Source organism: Variovorax sp. P1_H2 (genome assembly GCF_056405295.1).
This window is the reverse complement of record NZ_JBFUCJ010000224.1, coordinates 1-4,274: the sequence shown is the minus strand read 5'-3', so window position 1 is coordinate 4,274 and position 4,274 is coordinate 1. Positions and strand designations below refer to the sequence as shown.

The window sequence follows — 4,274 nt, the reverse complement described above, 5'->3', positions numbered from 1 at the left end:
CCACCGGCATCGCGGTGATCGACAGGCCGGCGGCGCGGGCGGCGGCGTTCTGGGCGTCGCTGCCGCCACGCACCGCCACCGGCTGGGTCTGGTGGCGCGCCAGCAGACCGCGCAGGGCGGCGAAGTCGAGCGTGCGGCCCGCCTCCGCGTTGTCTTCCTGCAACAGCGAGAGGTCGATGACCACCGGCTCCTGCTCGAAGAAGTCGGGCGAGTCCGCCAGTTGGGCGTCGAGCGCTTCCGCCAGTACCTCGAGATCGGCCGTCTTGAGGATGACCGCGATCAGCGGCAGTGTGGCGCTCTTGAATTCGAATACCGCCCTGGTGCGCGCGGCGGATGCATCTGCCATGGAAAAGCTTGGTGCGAAAAGCGTTGGAGTCTAACGGGCACTGGGCTTCGCGTCGCAAAAGGGCGGCGCAATACGCCCGCCGGACAACATTTCTTGCACCAGGTTGCACTTCGCAGGACCCGCCGCCAGCCCGCACCGTGACTTCCCTCACGGCTGCGGCCCCCGGAGAGACTCCTCGCACCGCTGTAACAGTTTGTTAGCGGGCTGAACAACTGCCGCGGATCCTGTCGGATCCGCTCGGCAAGGCCCCGCTCGCGCGGGGCTTCATCGTCCTTCAGCGCAACACCAGCACCGGCACGGTGCTGTGCGTCAGGACCTTCTGCGTCTCGCTGCCCAAGAGGACGGCCTGCAAGCCGCGCCGGCCATGCGATGCCATCACGATCAGGTCGCAGCCCGCATCCCGCGCCGCATTGATGATCGCCTCGTAAGGGTGATCGGCGACGACCGTGCGCGTGTCGACGCCAAGACCCAGTGCCTTCGCACCTTGCTCGATCGGCACGAGGTACTCCCGCGCCCGCGAGTGCACATTGGCCTCGTAGCTTGCGCGGGTGTCCTCGATCATGTCGACGTGGTACGAAGCCAGGTGGAATGGCTGGATCACATGCAGTCCGGTGACCCGGGCGTTGCCTTCGCCAGCGATCTCCAGTGCCTTGCGAATGGCCTGTTCGGACGCGGCCGAACCATCGGTAGGTATCAACAAATGCTTGAACATAGCGCGCTCCTTTCACCGGGCACTCGTCTCGGAGATGGCAACGAGCCTTTCCCAATGGTTCCTGCGTTGCCAATGCCTAGCTTCAAGCAGTTGCGTCCGACAGCCTTGCGCTGGGTCAAAGAATCATCGCGTGCCGGCGCTCCGAATGGCCGGGTTCACGGCTCACCTCGGACGCTGCAGCCGAGGATTCGCATCGCCCCGGCTACGCGCGCGAACGCGACAGCAACGCGTACAGCAGGATCGCGCCGAAGGTCGCGGTGCCGATGCCGCCGAGCGCGAACTGGCCGAACTTGAGCGTGAAGTCGCCGGTGCCGAGGATCAGCGTGATCGCGGCCACGATCAGGTTCTTGTTCTGCGAGAAGTCGACCTTGTTGTCGACCCAGATCTTGGCGCCCGCGACCGCGATCAGGCCGAACACCACGATGCTCACGCCGCCCATCACCGGCAGCGGAATCGCCTGCACCAGGGCCCCGAACTTGGGGCTGAAGCCCAGCACCAGCGCGATCAGCGCGGCGACCACGAACATCGCGGTCGAGTAGATCTTGGTCGCCGCCATGACGCCGATGTTCTCGGCGTAGGTCGTGACGCCGGTGCCGCCGGCCGCACCGCTCACCATGGTGGCGACGCCGTCGCCGATGAAGGCGCGGCCCAGCAGGGGATTGAGGTCGCGGCCGGTCATCGCGCCGACGGCCTTCAGGTGGCCGAGGTTCTCGGCCACCAGGATGATCGCCACCGGCGCGATCAGCAGGATGGCGTTGACCTCGAACACCGGCTTCGAGAAGGTCGGCAGCCCGAACCAGGGCGCTGCCGCCAGCGCTGCCAGGTCGATCGGCTTGCCCAGGCCCATGCCGTTGGTCAGCACGGCGTAGATCAGGCTGGCGGCGATCAGGCCCATCAGGATCAGCAGCCGCTGCACCATGCCGCGCGCATAGACCGCGATCAGCCCGACGCAGAGGAAGGTCAGGGCCTGGATCCAGGTGTCGAAGCCGGTCGGCGCCATGTTCTTGATCGGCACGCTCGCCAGGTTGAGCCCGATCACCGCGACCACCGCGCCGGTGACCACCGGCGGCATCAGGCGCTCGATCCAGTGCACCGCGACGTCCTGCTCGACCTCTTCCACCTCGAGGCCTTCGAGCCCCTTGACCGGCGCCGCCTTGGTGTGGCGCTCGTTGGTCAAGGCCACCAGCACGCCGATCAGCGTGTAGACCGCGCCGCAGACGATGATGCCGCCGAGCGCGACCCCCAGGTTGGCGTTCGGCCCGCTGCCCGCATAGCCGCTGGCCGCGATCACCACGCCGATGAAGGCGAAGCTCGAGCCCAGGTAGCTCGGCACGCGCCCGCCGGTGATGAGGAAGAACAGCAGGGTGCCGATGCCGCTCATCAGGATCGCGATGTTGGGGTTGAAGCCCATCAGGATAGGTGCCAGCACCGTGGCGCCGAACATCGCGATCACGTGTTGCACGCCCATTGCGGCCGTTTGCGGCCACGGCAGGCGTTCGTCGGGTGCGACGACGGTGCCCGCCGTGGCGCTCACCTGGCGCCAGCGGGGCAGGTAGGAATCGGTCATGCTCTTCTTCTCCTCGGTGGTTGTTCTTAGGCCGGCGCGCGCGCCGGTGGTGCTCAGCCCGCCTGCGGGGCCAGCACCGCCATGGTGATGCGCGAGACGCAGCTCAGGTCGCCGGCGTCGTTGGTCATGTCGATCTGCCAGACCTGCGTCGTGCGGCCGCGATGCACCGGGCGCGCCGTGCCGGTGACCCAGCCCGAGGTCACGGACCGGATGTGGTTGGCATTGATGTCCAGCCCGACCGCGCGCTGGCCTTCCGGCGCGGAGTAGAAGGCGCCGCACGAGCCCAGGGTTTCCGCCAGCACCACCGAGACCCCGCCGTGCAGGATGCCGTAGGGCTGCACGGTGCGGCGGTCGACCGGCACGCGGGCCCGGATGGTGTCGTCGCCGACCTCCAGGAATTCGACGCCCAGCAACGACACCACGGTGTTCGCGTGGCTCAGGGTCAGGGCTTCGATCGAGATCTCTTTCTTCCAGATGCGCATGGGATGGCTCCGTGTCGGGATTGTCAAAACTATAGCGACAGTCCGCTGCAGTGCGCTTGCCGGGTGGCGGCATGCGGCTGCTCGATGCGCTGCTGCCCACCGATGGCAAGCTCGCGGCCGAAGTCGGCGCCCGCTTTCGACAACGGCGAAAATCGCGCCGGACGCGACGTCCGTGTCGGTCGTCAGTTCTCAGTGTTCCACCACGTGATCGCGTGACCCGCGACGCATGAAACCGGCGCAGCAAAATGCCAGGGATACCGCGGAACCGGCTTTGCCGGGCCGCTGGTATCGCCCCCTCGAGGGGCTGAGGTCCGCGGCTCCAAGCCTGCCTGCGCAGGCTTGGACGGACCCGAAGAGCCGCTGCCTCTGGCAGCGACTCGAGGCGCCGCAGGCGCTTCGGGGGTGTTTCGTGCTAGTTTCCGCTCGTCCCGAGGTCCATCCCATGCAGTTCAGCAATTCGGTCTTCACGGAAGTGACTTTCTGGCTCATGGTGGCGTTCTCGGTGGTGCTGCCCTTCGGGATCTACGCGGTGATGATCGCCAAGCAGGCGATCTCGCGCTGGACCGTGCTGGTGCTCGGCGTCACGCTGGTCGCGATCGCGGCCGTGAATGTCTACTTCCTGCAGCGGCTGGCCACGCTGGCGGCGATCACCCCGTCCCTGGCCGACGACGTGCTCTTCGTGTCGGAGGTGCGGGTGGCGCTCTACCTGTTGCCGGCCTTGTTCGCCGGCATCGGCATCAACCTGATCTCGCATGTGCTCACCACCCACCTGACTGCCGCGGAAAGGCGGTTCAGCGAGGCCCATCCCGATGCCGGCGACGACGAGGCGGTCTAACCGCCCCTGGCGACCCGATCAGGCGGCCCGTGCCGCTTCGAGCTTGAAGGCACTCACGACCTGCGACAGGTTGCCGGCCTGTTCCTGAAGCGACTGCGCAGCCGCCGAGGCTTCTTCGACCAGCGCCGCGTTCTGCTGCGTCACCTGGTCCATCTGCGTGATCGCCTGGTTGATCTGCTCGATCCCCGAGGTCTGCTCCTGGCTGGCCGCCGTGATCTCGCCCATGATGTCGGTCACCCGCTTCACGCTGTCGACGATCTCTTCCATCGTCTTGCCGGCCTCCGCCACCTGCTTGCTGCCTTCCTCGACCTTCTCCACCGAGTCGCCGATCA

The 4,274-nt window shown here is 67.0% G+C and carries 6 protein-coding genes; 1 reads left to right on the top strand and 5 read right to left on the bottom strand.

Annotated elements, in window-relative coordinates; translation table 11 throughout:
• The 4 genes from AC1D2E_RS34935 to AC1D2E_RS34920 form a co-directional block, all read right to left on the bottom strand.
• The coding region (locus AC1D2E_RS34935; protein ID WP_478201647.1) for a septum site-determining protein MinC at positions 1–346 on the bottom strand (346 nt) is incomplete at its 3' end.
• A 274-nt stretch (positions 347–620) separates the two neighbouring features.
• Complete coding sequence (locus AC1D2E_RS34930; protein ID WP_478201646.1) at positions 621–1,058, bottom strand: universal stress protein; 438 nt, start codon at positions 1,056–1,058, stop codon at positions 621–623.
• A gap of 202 nt (positions 1,059–1,260) precedes the next feature.
• A complete protein-coding gene (locus AC1D2E_RS34925; protein ID WP_478201645.1) occupies positions 1,261–2,625 on the bottom strand; it encodes a solute carrier family 23 protein in 1,365 nt (454 codons plus the stop codon).
• A 53-nt stretch (positions 2,626–2,678) separates the two neighbouring features.
• Complete coding sequence (locus AC1D2E_RS34920; protein ID WP_478201644.1) at positions 2,679–3,107, bottom strand: hotdog fold thioesterase; 429 nt, start codon at positions 3,105–3,107, stop codon at positions 2,679–2,681.
• Positions 3,108–3,549: 442 nt separating this feature from the next.
• Here AC1D2E_RS34920 and AC1D2E_RS34915 point away from each other — a divergent pair, with 442 nt between their 5' ends.
• On the top strand, positions 3,550–3,942 hold the full coding sequence (locus AC1D2E_RS34915; protein ID WP_478201643.1) for a hypothetical protein: 393 nt from the start codon (positions 3,550–3,552) through the stop codon (positions 3,940–3,942).
• Between the two features lie 18 nt (positions 3,943–3,960).
• Here the strand turns inward: AC1D2E_RS34915 and AC1D2E_RS34910 are convergent.
• On the bottom strand, positions 3,961–4,274 hold a 314-nt coding region (locus AC1D2E_RS34910; protein WP_478201642.1), incomplete at its 5' end, for a methyl-accepting chemotaxis protein.

Bases quoted from the DNA above. Each gene is read 5' to 3' on its own strand.
- AC1D2E_RS34915 (WP_478201643.1), top strand. From the start codon at position 3,550: ATGCAGTTCAGCAATTCGGTCTTCACGGAAGTGACTTTCTGGCTCATG.
- AC1D2E_RS34930 (WP_478201646.1), bottom strand. From the start codon at position 1,058: ATGTTCAAGCATTTGTTGATACCTACCGATGGTTCGGCCGCGTCCGAA.
- AC1D2E_RS34920 (WP_478201644.1), bottom strand. From the start codon at position 3,107: ATGCGCATCTGGAAGAAAGAGATCTCGATCGAAGCCCTGACCCTGAGC.
- AC1D2E_RS34925 (WP_478201645.1), bottom strand. From the start codon at position 2,625: ATGACCGATTCCTACCTGCCCCGCTGGCGCCAGGTGAGCGCCACGGCG.